This is a genomic window from Citricoccus sp. K5 (assembly GCF_902506195.1).
Taxonomy (GTDB): domain Bacteria; phylum Actinomycetota; class Actinomycetes; order Actinomycetales; family Micrococcaceae; genus Citricoccus.
On record NZ_LR732817.1, the window covers coordinates 638804 to 656199 of the forward strand.

At 68.9% G+C, this 17396-nt stretch carries 8 protein-coding genes; all 8 read left to right on the forward strand.

From position 1 onward, the window contains the following. Window positions 1–128: 128 nt before the first annotated feature. The 8 genes from BOSE125_RS02765 to BOSE125_RS02800 all read left to right on the forward strand — a co-directional run bounded on the left by BOSE125_RS02765 (window position 129) and on the right by BOSE125_RS02800 (window position 17154). A complete protein-coding gene (locus tag BOSE125_RS02765; RefSeq protein ID WP_236557785.1) occupies window positions 129–6314 on the forward strand; it encodes an Ig-like domain-containing protein in 6186 nt (2061 codons plus the stop codon). A 68-nt stretch (window positions 6315–6382) separates the two neighbouring features. Then, window positions 6383–7459 carry a MoxR family ATPase gene (locus tag BOSE125_RS02770; RefSeq protein ID WP_159549633.1) on the forward strand — a complete coding sequence of 359 codons (1077 nt, stop codon included), beginning with the start codon at window positions 6383–6385 and terminating at the stop codon, window positions 7457–7459. A gap of 16 nt (window positions 7460–7475) precedes the next feature. Next, a complete protein-coding gene (locus BOSE125_RS02775) occupies window positions 7476–8867 on the forward strand; it encodes a DUF58 domain-containing protein (RefSeq protein ID WP_236557786.1) in 1392 nt (463 codons plus the stop codon). 23 nt (window positions 8868–8890) lie between these two features. Beyond that, window positions 8891–11425, forward strand: coding sequence for a transglutaminase domain-containing protein (locus BOSE125_RS02780; RefSeq protein WP_159549636.1), 2535 nt, complete (start codon window positions 8891–8893; stop codon window positions 11423–11425). Between the two features lie 8 nt (window positions 11426–11433). Further along, window positions 11434–12750: an RDD family protein gene (locus tag BOSE125_RS02785; protein WP_159549639.1), complete on the forward strand. Its 1317-nt coding sequence runs from the start codon at window positions 11434–11436 to the stop codon at window positions 12748–12750. Then, complete coding sequence (locus tag BOSE125_RS02790; RefSeq protein ID WP_159549642.1) at window positions 12747–13646, forward strand: PP2C family serine/threonine-protein phosphatase; 900 nt, start codon at window positions 12747–12749, stop codon at window positions 13644–13646. The genes BOSE125_RS02785 and BOSE125_RS02790 overlap by 4 nt, the downstream gene beginning before the upstream one ends. A 2-nt stretch (window positions 13647–13648) precedes the next feature. Next, complete coding sequence (locus tag BOSE125_RS02795) at window positions 13649–15472, forward strand: FHA domain-containing protein (protein WP_159549645.1); 1824 nt, start codon at window positions 13649–13651, stop codon at window positions 15470–15472. Further along, on the forward strand, window positions 15469–17154 hold the full coding sequence (locus BOSE125_RS02800; RefSeq protein ID WP_159549648.1) for a serine/threonine-protein kinase: 1686 nt from the start codon (window positions 15469–15471) through the stop codon (window positions 17152–17154). The genes BOSE125_RS02795 and BOSE125_RS02800 overlap by 4 nt, the downstream gene beginning before the upstream one ends. Window positions 17155–17396 lie beyond the last annotated feature (242 nt).

Sequence of the window (17396 nt, forward strand, 5' to 3'; positions counted from 1 at the left end):
GCCTTCGGCTGAACCGGTAGACTTCCCCATCAGTGGCCGCTGTGCCGTTGGCGCGCAGGACGGCCCGTGATTTCACCATCGGGGGACAAAACGTGGGGACAGGTTTCGGCGCCGGGCGCCAAGGCGCGTTGAAGGCGACTGCGTTCGTTGGTGTCTCCGCCGTGGCGGTGACCGGCGCCATTCTCTATCCAGGGTTCCAGACCGCGGACGTCGATCTCAATGACGGTGGCGTGTGGGTGGTCAACGCTGCGGAGAACAAGGTCGCCCACCTCAACTACCAGTCACAGACCCTCGACGGCGGCGTGGCGACCACCATGACCGAGTTCGACCTGGCGCAGCACGCGGACCAGGTCTACCTCCGGGACCTCGAGATCGGCGCCGCCACCACCGTGGACCCGGCCGCCTTCGTCCTCTCCGACGAGACGATGCTCCCGGCCAATTCCTCCTTCTCCTACGGTGAGAGGATCGTGGCCGTCTCAGACACGGACCAGGGCCGTGTCTACGCCGCCACCACCCAGAACCTCGGGGCCATCGCCTCCGAGTCCGCGGACCCCTTCTACGAGGGGGAGGGCCGGGTGCTCTCCGCCGTGGGCCGCGATGACACGGTTTGGGTAGCGGACCTGGACGCCAACCTCATCAAGGGTTTCCGCCCGTTGACGGAAGATGAGCTCCGCGAGCAGTCCAATCAGGACGGTTCGACCGAAGCGGTCGGGGACGGCGAGGCCCCGGCGGACGAGCAGGACTCCGGCGGCGCAACGGGCGCTCCGGAAGACAACGACGACGGCGCGGACGGCGACCCGGCCGGCTTCCGGGAGGTCTCCTCCACCGAGATCGACGGGCTCGCCGGGATGGCCGAGCCGCAGATCTCGGCCGTGGGGGAGACGGGCGTCGTCTTCGATGCGGCCTCCGGCACCCTGGTCACCTCCGAGGGCGAGGCCTCCAGCGTCGTCGATCCGGCCGAGGGAAAGCTCCAGGCGCCGGGACCCGAGGCGGCCGGGGCCGTCGTCGCGCTCGCCAACAAGACCGCGACCGTGCCGCTGGACGGCGGGGAAACGCAGTACACCACCGTGGAGACCACCGGCGCCCCGATCCAGCCGGTGCGCGTGGGGACCTGCACGCATGCGGCCTGGCAGGGGTCCGGCCTGTACCAACGCGACTGCGACGATGATTCCCAGGACACCACCGAGCAGATCCCCGAGATGCCGGCCGAGGCCCAGATGGTGTTCCGCGTCAACCGGGACGTGGTGGTGCTCAACGACATCTCGGAGGGCAACACCTGGCTCGTGGCGGACGGCATGAAGATCGTCAACAACTGGGCGGACCTGGAGCCGCCGAAGGGCGAGGGCGAGCAGGAGGAAGAGGAGTCGGACGAGATCACCGACTCCATCGAACTGCCGGACCGCCAGGAGGAGAACCAGAAGCCGGTCGCCGAGGATGACACCTTCGGCGTCCGTGCCGGGCGTACCACCGCCCTGCCGGTGCTGTTCAACGACGTGGACCCGGACGGCGACCTGCTGACCGCGGAATTGGACGGGGACCAGCCCGAGACCGGCACCCTGCAGGAGATCTACGACGGCACAGGCTTCCAGATGGTGGTCCCGGAGGACGCGAGCGGTTCGTCCGCCTTCACCTACACGGCGGACGACGGGCGTGGGGGCACCGACCAGGCCCAGGCCACCGTGCGCGTGGTCCCGGAAGAGGAGAACAGCAAGCCCGTCCAGGAACGGGTGACCACCCTGCGCGTCCAGGCGGGCACCGAGGTCTCACAGAACATCCTGACGGACTGGAAGGACCCGGACGGGGACGACCTGCAGCTGATGGGGGCGGTCTCCGAGGACGGTGACGTGGTGCGGGTACGCCCGGACGGCGTGCTGACCTTCGAGGACGTCGGCAAGACCGACGGCACCAAGGAACTGGAGATCACCGTCTCCGACCGCCGCGAGTCGGAGACCGGCCGCGTGGTCATCGAAGTGCTGCCCAAGGGTGCGGCCCCGCCGATCACCGCCACAGACCACGTGACCGTCAACGTGGGGGAGGAGGCCACCTTCTCACCCCTGGAGAACGACTTCGACCCGACCGGCACCGAGCTGCGCCTGGCCCACGTGGACCCGATCTCCGGTGCGGACGTGGACATGAACAGTGACACGGGCACCGTGTCCTTCCGCTCGGACCAGGAGAAGACCTTCTACCTGAAGTACGTCGCCACCAACGGGCCGGCCTCCGCCCCGGGGCTGATCCGGGTGGACGTGAAGGACCCGGACAAGAACACCGGTGCGCCGGTGGCCGTGCGTGACGTGGCGCTGCTGCCCGCCAACGGCGAGGTGCTGGTCAACATCCTCGGCAACGACTCTGATCCCGAGGGTGGCGTGCTGGTGGCCCAGCAGGTGGACGTGCCGGAGGACGCCCCCTTCAACGTCTCCGTGGAACGCAATGCCGTCCTGCGCGTCACCGATCAGCAGGGACTGACCGAGCCGGTCACGTTCACCTACACCGTCACGAACGGCACGGCCGCCTCGAAGGGCGAGGTCACCGTCATCCCGATCCCGGCCCCGGAGTCCATGGAGCCGCCGCGGCCCAACCCGGACACCGCCGTGGTGCGGGCCGGAGACGTGGTCACCGTGCCGGTCCTGGACAACGACGTCCATCCCAACGGTGCCGAACTCACCCTCGAGCCCGAGCTGGCCGAGGGCGTCGACGAGGCGGACGGCCTGGTGTCCGTCTCGGACAACAAGATCCGGTTCCGGGCCGGCGAGGAGGCCAAGACGGTCTCCGCCGTCTACACCGTCTCCGGACCGGACGGCCAGCAGGCCTCGGCCCGGGTCACGTTCCACGTCAATGCGCTGGACCTGGAGAACAACTCACCGCCGTCTCCGGAGACGGTGGAGGGCCGTGTGTTCTCCGGCGAGACCGTCGCCATACCGATTCCGCTGGACGGGATCGACCCGGATGGGGACTCGGTATCCCTGGTGCAGCTGGAGAATCCCCCCACCAAGGGGTCCGCGAAGGTCACGGCCAATTCGATCGAGTACACGGCCACGGCCGGCTCCACCGGAACCGACGTGTTCACTTACGTTGTCGAGGACCGCCTCGGGGCCCGATCCACCGGGACGATCATGGTCGGCATCGCCCCTGTAGCACAGGAGAACACCCCTCCCGTGGCAGTCAATGATTCCATCCAGGTGCGCCCGGACCGGCCGGTAGCCGTGGACGTGCTGTCCAATGACACGGACGCGGACGGGGACGAGCTGAAGTTCGTGGACACGCTGGAGGCCACCGAGGGCTCGGACGCCGCCCTGGTGGATGGCCGCATCCTGCTGACCTCACCGCCGGAGGCCGGGTTCGTCTCCGTGCGCTACACCATCACGGACGGCCGCGGTGGTCAGGACACCGGAACGCTGACGGTCGAGTCGGACCCCAACGCACCGTTGCGTGCGCCGATCGCCCGGGACGACCGCGTCTCCTTCCGGGAGACCGTGGATGAAGACCAGGTCACGGTGGACATCCTCAAGAACGATGAGGACCCGGACGGCACCCCGGACGATCTGGTGGTGGACCTGCCGGAGAACCCTGAGGGCGTGACCCTCACGGAGGACAATCAGTTGGTGGTCCCCGTGCAGTCCAATCCGCAGGTGATCACCTACCGGCTCACGGATGCCGACGACCTCTCCGCCTACGCCTTCGTGATCGTCCCGGGAGCCGGTGAGGCCCGACCAACGCTGCGCTCGGAGGCGCCGATTGAGGTCATGGCCGGTGAGGAACTCGCCTTGAATCTGGACGACCTCGTGGTGGTCCGGGATGGCAAGTCACCGCGGATCACCGAGGAGTCCAAGGTGACCTCGACGCCGGAGTCTGAGGGCGGCCTGGTCCGCTCCGCCACCGACCTGGTCTTCACCGCGCCCGAGGACTTCACCGGCGCCGCCTCCGTGACCTTTGAGGTGACGGACGGCTCCGGACCGGATGATGCCGAGGGCCTGAAAGCGGTCCTGACCCAACCGGTCCGAGTGCTGCCGCGCCCGGATGAGAACATCCCGCCGCTGTTCCAGTCCAACACCATGGAAGTTGCCGCCGGTGGCGATCCGGCGACCCTCGACCTGGCCCAGGCCGCGTCCGATCCGGACCCGGACGACGCCGAGAACCTCACCTTCGCGCTGGCGGAGTCTTCCATCGAGGGCCTGGATATCAGCCTCGAGGGGTCCGTGCTCGCCGCCAGCGCCGGTGCAGACACCCCGAAGGGCACCCGCGGCACCGTTCAGGTGACGGTGACGGACGGCAAGTCCGATCCCGTGCCGGCGCAGGTGACGCTCACGGTCAATGCCTCGGACCGCCCGTTGACGGTGGCGAACCCGGACACCGTGCCAGACGCCCATCAGGGCCGGGCCGAGACGGTTCCCGTCCTCGCGAACGACGTGAATCCGTTCGAGGGGGAGGGCGAGCTTCAACTGGTGAGTACCGAACTGGCCGGCGGAGCGGGCGAGGCCGTGGTTTCCGGTGACTCGGTGGTGGTCACCCCCGATGAGAACCTGGTCGGCCAGATGACCGTCCAGTACACCGTCCAGGACATGACGGAGGATCCCGACCGCCACGTCCAGGGCACCATCACGCTGAACGTGAAGGGCGTCCCCGAGGCCCCCGGTATACCGCGCGTGGACTCCGTGGGCGACTCTGAGGTCGTGCTGACGTGGGACGCTCCGGCCAACAACGGTGCGGCCATCACCGGCTACACGGTCACCGCAGATGGCGTGAACCAGGAATGCGCGGCCACCACGTGCACTATCTCCGGATTGACGAACAACCAGGAGTACACCTTCGCCGTCACGGCCACGAATGAGGTCGGCGAGTCCGATTCTTCGGTCTCCTCCGCGCCGGCGCGGCCGGACGTTGAGCCAGAACAGCCGGCCCCGCCGACGGGGACGGACGGGGACAAGAAGATCGACCTGACGTGGACCGCCCCGGTCAATCGGGGTTCGCCCATCACCTCCTACACGGTGGAGATCTCACCGGCACCCGCGGGCGGTGTGACGCAGAAGACGGTCTCGGGCACCTCCACCACGTGGGAGGGCCTGACGAACGGCACCGCCTACCAGTTCCGGCTCCAGGCCGTGAACGACGCGGACCGGCCCAGCGAATTCTCCGGCTGGTCGTCATCGATCACCCCGGCCGGGGTACCCATGCAGCCTTTGGCACCCTCGGCCTCCCGGGCTGAGTCCGCCGTCAACGGAGGTGTGGCCAACGTGCGGTGGAGTGCCCCCAACAACAATGGCGCGTCCATCTCGAAGTACCACCTGCAGGTCTACGAGGGCGGCAAGTTGGACAGGACGATCAGCGATATCAGTGGGACATCGCAACAGGTCACCGGCCTGAAGACCACCTCGTCGTATTCGTTCTCCGTGGTGGCAGAGAACCGGGTCGGAGAATCCGAAGGCTCGCCACGCTCGACTGCGGTCACTCCTTACGGGCGGCCGAAGGCGCCATCCAAGCCCTCGATCGATGCCACCGGCAAGAACAACACCATCAAGGTGGACTTCAGTCCCGGCTCGGCCAACGGCTCGCCGATCACCGGTTACCAGTACCAGGTCAGCGGTGGCAGCTGGAATAACATCAGCGGGCCGGGCAGCACCATCAACGTGGGCAGCAACGGCAAGGACGTGACCGTGAGGGTCCGCGCCCAGAATGCGGCCGGTGCCGGTGACGCCTCCGGATCCTCCAACCAGACCAGTGCCTACGGCCCGATCAAGGACGCCGCGAACGTCAAGGCCAGCGGCGGCGAGAAGAAGGTGTCGTTCAGCTGGAATCCCAACGTACGTGACTACGAGAACGGGCGCGGGCTGACCATGACCGTCACGGTGGACGGCCAGAAGGTCGACGCCAAGCCGGGCTCCTTCACCAAGAACGTCGGGTATTCCACGAAGTCCACGGTCGTGGTCAAGGTGGCCACGACCCTGGACTCCTCCGCCCAGCAGTCGAAGGAATGGCCGAAATCGGCCACGTCGAACGAGGCCCCGCCGCCACCGCCACAGCCGAAGGTCACGATGCAGCCGGGTGACACGGTCAACATCCCCGGTAAGTGCACGTCAGACTGCCGGAAACTGGAGGTCTCGGTCCAGGATTTCCCAGCGGGCAACCACGTTGTTCAATGCATGTCTGACCGGGGCGGGACGCACCAGTTCAATAATTCCACCCACACCATCTCGGTGGGGTCTGGGGGCAGCGCCCGCAAGATGATCAATTGCTGGCACGGCACCTACTCGGGTCCGCATTTCAACGTCTGGGCACGCGTCAACGGCATCGACTCCAACAAGATGCGGCCCTGGTAGTTTCCCGGTCGCTCGGTCCTCACCTCACCACTCAGCACACTGAAGCCCCATGAAAGCGAGCAGCACCCATGACCATGACCACCGAACAGGCCGAGTGGTTTGCCGGGACGTTCGAGAAGATCTCGGACAACATCGGCCAGGCGATCCTGGGCAAGGAAGACGTCATCTCGCTGGTCCTCACGGCCATGCTCACGGATGGCCACGTCCTGCTCGAGGATGCTCCGGGCACCGGCAAGACCATGCTCGCCCGCTCGCTGGCCGCGACGGTCAAGGGCACTCACTCCCGCATCCAGTTCACGCCGGACCTGCTGCCCTCGGACGTCACGGGTGTGACCATCTACGACCAGAAGTCGCAGGAGTTCGAGTTCCACCAGGGGCCCATCTTCGCGAACATCGTGCTGGCCGATGAGATCAACCGCGCCTCGCCGAAGACGCAGTCGGCCCTCCTGGAGGTCATGGAGGAGGCGCGGGTGACCGTGGACGGCGTCACCTACACCAACGAGCGCCCCTTCATGGTCATCGCCACCCAGAACCCCATCGAGCAGGCCGGTACCTACAAGCTCCCCGAGGCTCAGCTGGACCGTTTCCTGATCAAGACCTCGATCGGCTACCCGGACCGCAAGTCCACCGTGGAGCTGCTCTCCGGCGCCGCCACGAAGGACCGCTCCGGCGCCCTCACCCCGATCATCACCACCCAGGCCATCCAGGACATGACCGAGCTGGCCACCACGGTGCACGTGGACGGGGCCGTGCTGAACTACATCGCCGAGCTGACCGAGGAGACCCGGCTGGCGGACGAGACGCGGCTGGGTGTCTCCGTGCGCGGTGCCATGGCCATGGTGCGCGCGGCCAAGGTGCGTGCCGCCTCCTACGGCCGCAACTACGTGCTGCCGGACGACGTCAAGGACCTCGCCCCGCACGTGTGGACCCACCGACTGGTGCTGGACCCGGAGGCCGAATTCGCCGGGGCCACCCCCCAGGCCGTCCTGACCCGCGTCCTGGCCACCGTCGGCGCGCCGCAGCATCGGTCCGAGGCCCCGGAGCCAGCCGCCGCGATGGCGTCCGGTCCGGCTGCCGGCTCTACCGCCAACGAGGCGAACGAGGACACCGTGTACCGCGGTGGTTCCTCCGTCTCCGGCGCCTGAGAGGCTCCCGCACCACATGAGCACGCAGTCATCACCCGAAACACGGCGTTCGCGGCGATCCACGAAGGCCCCAACCCGCCGTGGATCGGCACTCAGCGCCACCCCGCAGCAGAAGGGCCCCTCGAAGTCCTCCGAACGGGCCAGCAAGGCGGCGGTCGAGCTGCAGGACCGCTGGCGGCGCCTGCGGGAGACGACGGCGGTCACCACCGAGCCGGCCCGCGAGGCCGCGACCGGATGGTGGGGCAAGAATGTCCAGCCGGTCGTGGAGGTCATCTCCCCGTTGGGCTGGCTCGTGCTGGTCATCACCGTCGGGTCCTGGATCGTCGGACTAGTCTTCGGCTGGGCCGAGGCCATCGTGGCCGGGCTGGTGGGCGTGTTCTTACTTCTGCTCGCCATCGGCTTCATCCTGGGCCGGTCCTCCTATCGGGTGGACCTGGACCTCGCGCGCTCCCGTGTGGCCGTGGGTGACCGTGCCGTCGGCGCGATCGAGGTGACCAACACGGCGGACAAGGCCTTGATGCCGGCCGCCATGGAACTGCCCGTGGGGCGGGCCACCGCCGTCTTCCAGTTGCCGCGCATGCGCCCGGGTGCCGTGCACGAGGACCTCTTCACCATTCCCACGCATCGCCGTGCGGTCATCACGGTCGGCCCCGTGCGCTCGGTGCGCCAGGATCCGCTGGCCCTGCTGCGCCGCCAGTTGAAGTGGACAGAGCCGGAGGAACTGTACGTCCACCCGAGGACCGTGGCACTGCAGGGCTCCTCGGCCGGGTTCATCCGCGACCTCGAAGGCCTGCCGACCCGTGACCTGTCCAGCGCGGACGTCTCCTTCCACGCGCTGCGTGATTATGTCCCCGGAGACGATCGCCGCCACATCCACTGGAAGACGGTGGCCCGCACCAACAAGCTCATGGTGCGCCAGTTCGAGGAGACCCGGCGCGCACACCTGGCCATCGCCCTGTCCACGAGTACGTCCGAGTACGCCACCGAGAACGATTTCGAGCTCGCGATCTCCGTGGCGTCCTCCATCGGACTCGAGGCCTTCAAGGAGCAGCGCAACCTGTCCATCCGCACCCATGCCGGCCCGGTCCACACCGAGACGGGACGCAACATGCTGGATGACATGACCCGGATTGAGGGTAAACCCCTGCGCAAGACCAGTGTGGACGTGGCTCGCGAGACCGCTGACCACGTCCCCAATGCCTCCGTGTTCTTCCTCATCACCGGCGACCAGCCGACCGCCGGAGACCTCCGCAAGGCCACCAACCACGTGCCCCCGGGCGTACGTGCGTTCGCCATCCGATGTGCCCATGGCCTGGAGACTCAGCGCGCCAACATCGGTGACCTCACGGTCGTCTCGATCGGTGACCTGCAGGACCTCGGCCTGGCCCTGCGCAAGGCGGCGGCATGATGGCCCGCGGCGTGAGGAAATCCATGCCGACCCTGCCGAAGCAGCCCCGGCAGAAGGGAATCCGGTTGGGCTTCTCCTGGTCCCAGGTGGCGAGCGACGCAGCGGTGCTGCTCGTGCTGCTCGGTCTCGGCCTGCTGGGCTTCCAGGACACCTTCGCCGGTGACTGGCACTACCTGGTGGCCGGATTCGGCGGCATCGCCCTGGGACTCGGCGTCGCCCTCGCCAGCGCCTACCTGCGCTGGAACGTGTGGATGACCACCGGTGCGGCCGTCCTCGGCTACCTCGTCTTCGGGTTCGCCCTGGCGGCCCCCTCCGAGGCCGCCGTCGGCTTCCTGCCCAGCCTGGACGCCCTTCTGGTCCTGGTCACGGGGCCCGTCACGGCCTGGAAGGACATCCTCACCGTGGCCGCCCCGGTGGGCGTCAACGGCGGCATGCTCGTGGCTCCCTACCTGTCCGGGATGCTCACCGCCCTCGTGGCCGGTCTTCTGGCGTGGAGGGTGCGCCTGCCCTACTGGACCGTGATCCCCGTGCTGGTGATGACCGTCGTCGGGATCATGTTCGGCACCAAGGACGCACCGATGGCCGTGGTGCGCGGAATGCTCCTGATCATGGGCGCTGTCGCCTGGCTCGCCTGGCGTCACCACCGCATGCGCGTGCAGGGGACTCGAACAGACACAGCCGGCGCCGACGCGGCGGACACCACCACCGTGTCCAACCCTGCGACCGCGCGCAAGATGGTGTGGCGCCGCGTCGGCATGGGAGCCGCCGTCCTCGCCGTCGCCGGTCTGCTGACCGCGTCCGCCTCGCCGCTGCTGCTGCAGGACCAGGACCGCAAGGTGTTGCGCGACGTCGTGGATCCGCCCATCGAGCTGTTCGACTACCCGAGTCCTCTGATGAAGTTCCGCCAGTACGTCAAGGACCAGCACGAGGAGGTCCTGTTCACGGTCGAGGGCCTGCCCGAGGGGCAGCGGGTCCGCCTGGCCGCGCTGGATGCCTATGACGGCATGGTCTACAACGTGAACCCGCAGTCCGGGGGCAACTTCTCGCCCGTCGGTGATGCCTCCCGGCTCTCCGGTACGGAGGAGACCGAGATCCCGAACCGGGCCACCGGCACCCTGGACATCAGCATCGAGGCCTACAACGGGGTCTGGCTGCCAGGCGGCGGCAAACTCAACGGTGCCGAGCTGCAGGGACCACGGGCAGACCAGCTCTCGACGTCGCTCTACTACAACGACGGCAATGAGACCGCGCTGTCCACCATCCCGCTGCAGGAGGGCGACTCCTACTCCGCGGACGTGGTCTTCCCGGTGCAGGTGGCGTCCGAGGATCTCGAGGGGCAGGACTTCGGCGAGATCGTCATGCCGGAGCTGACCGGGGTGCCGCAGGTCGTCCCGGAGAAGGCCGCTGAACTGACGGGCAACCAGGACCAGCCCTTCGGCATCGTCAGCGGCCTGGCGTCCACCCTCCACGAGTCCGGCGCCTTCTCCAACGGCCGCGAGGGCGAGGTCACCTCCCTCTCTGGCCACTACGCCGGCCGTATCACCCAGTTGCTGGACGCCGAGCAGTGGATCGGTGATGACGAGCAGTATGCCGTCGGCATGGCCCTGATGGCCCGGTCCCTGGACATCCCGGCCCGCGTGGTCATGGGCTTCTATCCGGAGAACTACTCGGCGGACGGCGGCCCGATCCAGATCAAGGGCAAGGATGTCCACGCCTGGGTCGAGGTCAACTTCGCGAACGTCGGCTGGGTCGCCCTGGACCCGACCCCGGACAAGGACAACGTCCCCACGCCGCCGCAGCAGGAACCCAAGTCCACGCCCAAACCGCAGGTGCTCCAGCCCCCGCCGCCGCCGCAGGAGCAGGCCGACCTGCCCCCGGACACGGCACCGGAGCCCCAGGACGCCGAGCAGGAGGAACGGTCCTGGTGGGACCAGTGGGGCCACATCGTCATGATCGTGGTCTACTCGCTGATCCCATTGCTGATCCTGATGATCCCGCTGCTCATCATCGCGATCCTCAAGGGCCGCCGCCGCAAGAGGCGGCGTGAGGCGCAGACACCCGCCGAGCAGGTCTCGGGCGGTTGGTCCGAGGTGCTCAGCCTCGCCACGGACCTCGGTTCCGAACCCCAACGCTCCGGCACCCGGCGCGAACACGCCACGGAGCTGGTAGGTGCCTTCCCGACGGCGGCCGCCGGCACCACACTGCTGGCCCGCCGCGCGGACCAGGCCGTCTTCGGCCCGGGAGAGCCGAACGAGGCCCAGGTCGCCGACTACTGGGCGCGGGTCGACGAGAACATCGCCGGCATGCGTGACTCGGTGAGCGGCTGGCAGCGGTTCCGGGCGAAGTACACGCCGCGGTCGCTCCTGCTCGAGGCCCGGACCCGCCGCCGCCAGCGCCGCCAGCTGAGGAAACAGCAGCGCCAGGCGGATCGTGCCCGGATGGCCGAACGGCGCGGAGGCGACCGGACCGCCGAACGCCAGACCCGTGCCGCCCGGCGTGGCGGCCGGAGCCGCGGAGTCCGTACAGTGGACCAGCAAGCTAGCGAGAAACAGGAATAAGGTACCCCGTGCAGAAAACCCTGAACCTGGTCAACGCACCGGCCGGCAAGCGCTTGGCGGCCTGGGTGATCGACCAGATCATTCCGGCGCTGGCCGTGGGCATCGCCACCGGTGCCACGTTCCCCGCCGTGCTGGACTCCGCCGGGGTGGCCCAACAGGAGGCTCTGGCCACCTACACCATGGCCCTGCTCATCGCCTCGGTGGTGTCCCTGGCCTACACGGTGTGGCTGTGGGGTTGGCAGGCGTCCGCGGGCAAGACTCCCGGCAACCTGGTCCTGGGCCTGCGCGTCACCTCAGAGGAGGGCACTCCCGCCGGCTGGGGCCCGATCTTCCTGCGCTGGGTCATCGTCTCCGTCAGCGGAATCGTCCCGGTGATCGGCCCCATCCTGATGTTGTTGTCCAACATCTGGGACACCAACCACCAGCGCCAGGGTTGGCATGACAAGGTGGCCCGCACCCTCGTGGTGGACGTCAACACCGGCCGCAACCCGCTGACCAGCGGTGGTCTCTACGGTCCATCCACCTTCGCGCCCGGCGCCCTGCAGCCCGGAGACCCCGGTCATCCGGAGACCGGGGTGTCCGTGCCGCCGGCCTCCCGCTGGCCCGCCTTCAACCCGGCCGTCGCCGCCGGGCCGATCACCTCCGTGCCCGGTGCGGGCCACGCCGCCGCCTCCGGGGCACCCCAGCCGGGCGCACCGCAGCAGCCGGCCCAGCCGCCGTCGGGCACCTTCCCCGGGCCCGCGACCGGCTCACCCGCAGCCCGCCCGGCCCCCGCCGTCCAGCCGGCGGCCAACGCGCCGGCCGCCGCCGGAGCATCAGCTCCGGCCCCTGCGGGTGTTCCGGCCCCGGCCACGTCCGGTGCGGGACAGTCCTCCTCGGGCTACAACGAGAATCAGGTCGTCTTGGTCGGGGGCGCCGCCGAGACGGCGAACCCGGGCGACCCCGACCAGGAGATGGGATCTACCCAGCTGCGCAGCCAGGTGAGCGTGGCACCCACCGCCGTCAAGCTCCGGTTCGACGACGGCCAGAGCCACGAGCTCGCGGGCTCGGCCCTGGTGGGCCGCAACCCGGCCGCTGCCGCGGGGGAGACCGTGGACCTGCTCATCCCGTTCGCTGACATGGGCCGTTCCGTCTCCAAGACGCACCTGCACCTGACCGTCGATTCGACCGGCGTGTGGGTGACCGACCGCAACTCCACCAACGGCTCGGGCGTAACCCCGCGCGGGGGCGAACGTCAGCGCCTCGATCCTGGCCAGCCCGTCTTGGCGGCGGTCGGGGCCACGGTGCACTTCGGTGACCGTTCCTTCACGGTGTCGGCTGCATGACCTTGAATGCCAGTGTGGACCTACCCCAAAGACCCTTCCGTCTGAACTACGGCTTCGGCTCCCACCGGGGCCTGCGCCGGCAACTGAACGAGGACTCGCTGGTGGTGACCGGCAACCTCTTCGCCGTGGCCGATGGGATGGGCGGCCATGAGGCCGGCGAGGTCGCCAGCCGGATCTGCGTGGAGACGCTGGCCGCGGGAGTCAAGGAGGTCCGCAACGATCTCACCGCCGACGAGCTGCAGCAGCTCATGGTCACGGCTGACCAGGCCATCCGCCGGGTCGGGGGATCCCGTGCGGGGACCACGCTGGCCGGGGTGGCCATCGTCCGGGAACTGCAGGGGCTGTACTGGATGGTCTTCAACGTGGGGGACTCCCGGACCTACCGGCTCTCCGAGGGCGAGTTCGAGCAGGTCAGCGTGGACCACTCGGAGGTCCAGGAGATGGTGGACGAGGGGTACCTGACGGACGAGGAGGCACGGCACCACCCGCGCCGGCATGTCATCACGCGGGCCCTGGGCACCGGTGAGGCGTCCGAGTCCGACTTCTGGATGCTGTCCGTTCATGACGGCGACCGGCTCATGGTCTGCTCGGACGGACTGACGTCCGAGGTGCCCGACGAGGAGATCCGCCGCGAATTGGCCGAGAACAACTCGCCGCAGGACGCCGTGGACGCGTTGATCCGGCGGGCCCTGGACGGAGGCGGCCGGGACAACATCACGGTGATCGTGGTGGATGTGGAGGACACGGATGCCGAGGGCGACCGTGAGTCCACGTCGCCGCGGCCCGGTGAGGCGGATGAGCAGCAGACCACGCGCCCCCGGTTCGACGGGGGCAGTGGTGGACGGATGGTCAACGGGGAACGCGTGTTCGGCATGAACGAGGGTGAAGGGGAATGACGATGAGCCAGACGGCGAAGGTCCGCTACAGTGCTGGCCCATGGCTGGGTCTCGTGCGCGGCCGGTGCCTGGTGGCGCTACCCGCGGATGCCAGCGAGGAGACGGCCGCCGTGGCCTGGGACCTGCTCGCCGGGACGCCCGGTGTCGAACGGCTGCTGGCCGCCGTGTTGTCCGGCCGCCTGGACCTCACGGGGCTGCCCTCCTTCGCCATCGTGTCCTTCCGCGAGGGCACCACGCTGCACGCCATCCTGCGGGGTGATGTGGTGCTGCGGATGGACTGCTCTGACGGAAGCCACACCGAGCTGAGCGGTACCGGGGTGGCGACCTGGAACGAGCGGGTCGTCCACGGTGTGGAGTCCTTCGAGCTACTGGTGGACGATGCCGTGGCGGACGTGGAGAACCTGCCCCTGGAAGCCGGGGCCGTGCGCCTGGCCTCCCTGCATGCGGATCTGGTGATGCGTTCCGGGTCGGGTTCGGACCAGGCAGAGAAGGCAGACGAGGCCGATGAGGCGGATGACGACGATCTCGCCGGGCCTGCCGTCGGCCTGGCGGACCACGCCGCTGACATCCCGGCCGACAACACCGAAGAGCCCTCGGCCGACGCCGAGACAGCTGACGGTGAGGGCGGTGAGTCAGTGGACGATGATCGCGATGCTGGCGATGCTGGCGATGCCGGCCCGGAGAACGAGCCGGAACCAGAGCTCGAACCGGACATCAACGCGACGATTGCGCCGGGGCCTCGCTCGGAGCAGTCCGAATCCGTATCCGAGCAGGAAACGGCTGCCACGGGGGAGACCACCCAGGTCCAGCCGAATACGGAAACGGCCGACGCTGAGGACTCTGACGAGCACGCCGACGAGCACGCTGACGAGAACGGCGAGGAGGAGCAGACCCACGACGAGGCCGGCACCGACTCCGACGATGTCGATGACCGGACCATCGCCGGCCCCCCTGCCGCGCCGAGCGCCGTGGCGGCCTCGAGCGACCAGCAGTCCCGTCCCAGCAGCGCCGTCCCCGGACCCCAGGAGCTGATCGACTCGGTGCCGTGGCTGGCCGCAGCCCGCAAGACCGTCCCGGCTCAGCCTCCGGAGCCAGCCGCCGGTCAGATGGTCGAGGTCCCGGCGGATCTGGGGATGACGGTTGCCCCGGAACAGTCGCCGGATGACGCTGACACGGTCATGTCCCCGTCTGCTCCTGGCGTGGCGTCCAGCCCGGCACCGCCAGTGCCCCCGGCCGGGCCGGCGTCGGGTCCTGCGGGGACGGCCTCCATGGAAGAGGACCATGACGGTGAGACCGTGATGAAGTCGGACCTCGACCCCCAGGATCTGCCGCCCAGCGCCCCCGCTCCGGCCCCGCCGCCGGCGACGGGACCGGTGGTCCTGGCCCGCCAGTGCTCCCAGGGGCACGCCAACCCGCCGACCAGCGCCGTCTGCGGCATCTGCGGCCAGTCCCTCTCGGGCGAGGCACAACAACTGCGCCGTCCGTCCCTGGGCCGCATCCGCATGTCCACAGGGGAGGTCGTGGAGTTGGACCGGCCGGCCGTGATCGGGCGCCAGCCGCAGGCCCACCGGGTCGGCTCCGGCACCATGCCGCGCATGCTCCAGGTCCGCAGCCCCAATGGTGACATCTCCCGCTCGCACTGCGAGGTGGTGCTGGAGGGATGGCATGTGCAGCTGCGGGACCTCAAGGCCACGAACGGCACGGTGCTGATCCGCGAGGGGCAGGCGCCGCGACGGCTGGGTCAGGGCGAGTCCCTCATGGTGCTGGACGGTGACATCGCCGATCTGGGCGATGGCGTCTCGCTGCGCTTCGAGGGGCTGTTGTGAGCGGTAAACGGCCACCGGCCCCGCCGCCGCACATCGACGGGTTCCGGTACGTCAGCCTGCTGGGCTCCGGCGGCTTCTCGGACGTCTACCTCTACGAGCAGGACCGGCCTCGCCGCAAGGTGGCCGTCAAGGTGCTGCTCTCCGGCCTCAAGACCGAACGGGCGCGCAAGTCCTTCGAATCCGAGGCCAACCTCATGGCCCAGCTGTCCTCGCACCCGTACATCGTCACGATCTACGAGGCGGACATCACCGAGGACGGCCACTCCTACCTGGCCATGGAGTACTGCTCCCGGCCATCCCTGGACCTGCGCTACCGCCGCTCCCGGTTGGGCGTGGACGAGGTCCTGGCCGTCGGCATCCAGGTCTCCTCTGCCGTGGAGTCCGCGCACCGGGCCGGGATCGTGCACCGGGACATCAAGCCTGCCAACATCCTGACCACGGATTACAACCGCCCCGCACTGACGGACTTCGGCATCTCCGGCACCACGGACATGCTGGATGACGACGCCGGCATGTCCATCCCGTGGTCCGCCCCGGAGGCCTTCGCCGGCGGCAGCCCGGACGGTTTCGCCATGGACGTGTGGTCCCTCGGTGCCACGCTCTACACCCTGCTCGCCGGGAGGTCCCCGTTCGTGCGGCCGGGGGCGGACAACTCGCAGAAGGAACTGATCTCCAGGATCGCCAAGGCCCCTCTGCCGCCCTTGAACCGGGCGGACATGCCGGCCTCGCTGGAGTTGGTGCTGTCCACGGCGATGGCCAAGAACCCCGGCTCGCGCTTCCCCTCGGCGCACTCGTTCGCGCTGGCGCTGCAACGGGTCCAGGCCGAGTTGGGCCTGTCCGTCACGCCGTTCGAGGTCATGGACGAGTCGGGCTCGCTGGAAGCGGAGGATGACGAGGTCGAGGAGGGCGGCGACGCCACCCGCGTCCGGCAGATCGTCTCGATCGATCCGGACCGTGGCTCCACGAACACCTCCCGCCACTTCCCGCCGATGCCCCCGCCCTCCGCGCCGGGACGTCCGAAGGATGAAGTGGATGATGCCACGGTCATGCGACCTGCCCGGGGACCCGCCCCGGCCGGTCCGACCCCGGACGATGATCCCACCATCATGGGCGGGCGCGTCAGCGGCGGCTTGGCCGGTTCCCGGGCACCGTCACGCCCGGCGAGGTCCTATCCCGACGCCGGCGGGGAGTGGGAGCCCGACGGCACCACCGCGCGGCGAGTGGAGGAACAACCGGCGGGTTCGCCGTTCGCCGCCTGGATGGGCGAGAACAAGGTCGGCATCATCGCCTCACTGGTGGTGCTGGTGCTGGGCATCGTGGGTGCCGTCTGGCTGGCGAACAGCATGGCCGTCCAGCCGCGGGAGGATCCGGAACCCACCTTCATCAGTGAGTCGCCCGGACTGCCACTGCCGGAACCCGAGGATCCAGTGGCGGCCGCCGAGAACGTGACGGCCACGGCGGACGGGGCCGAAGCCGTGTTCACCTGGGAGAACCCTGATCCGAAGGAGGGGGACACCTACATGTGGAGGACGTCCACGGCCACGGGTCAGGGACGGATCACCACTGCGGACGAGGCCACGGCCACCACCCCCGTGCTGGAGGAGGACCGGACGTGCATCGAGGTCGTGGTGATCCGGTCCAACGGGAAGCAGTCTGACCCCACGGTGGGGTGTGTGGACTGACGTCCTGTCTGTGCGGCCGCGCCGAACGCACCGGCGGTCAGGGCAGGGCACGGAACCGCCAGGTCGCCACAATGACGGCCCTCGACAGGTTTTACCGGCATCATGGGAGTGAGATCTACAACCAGGGGGGAGTGGCGATGAGCGTGGACGAGCAAGGCCAACGGGTCCAGCCGGCTTCGCCGGACGGTCAGGACCATCGAGGTCAGCAGCCCACCGAGGGCAGCTCGGCGGCGCTGTCGATC

What these genes read in the sequence shown, in the direction of transcription:
- BOSE125_RS02770 (WP_159549633.1), top strand. Translation starts at nt 6,383, where the DNA reads ATGACCATGACCACCGAACAGGCCGAGTGGTTTGCCGGGACGTTCGAG.
- BOSE125_RS02775 (WP_236557786.1), top strand. Translation starts at nt 7,476, where the DNA reads ATGAGCACGCAGTCATCACCCGAAACACGGCGTTCGCGGCGATCCACG.
- BOSE125_RS02780 (WP_159549636.1), top strand. Translation starts at nt 8,891, where the DNA reads ATGCCGACCCTGCCGAAGCAGCCCCGGCAGAAGGGAATCCGGTTGGGC.
- BOSE125_RS02790 (WP_159549642.1), top strand. Translation starts at nt 12,747, where the DNA reads ATGACCTTGAATGCCAGTGTGGACCTACCCCAAAGACCCTTCCGTCTG.
- BOSE125_RS02795 (WP_159549645.1), top strand. Translation starts at nt 13,649, where the DNA reads ATGAGCCAGACGGCGAAGGTCCGCTACAGTGCTGGCCCATGGCTGGGT.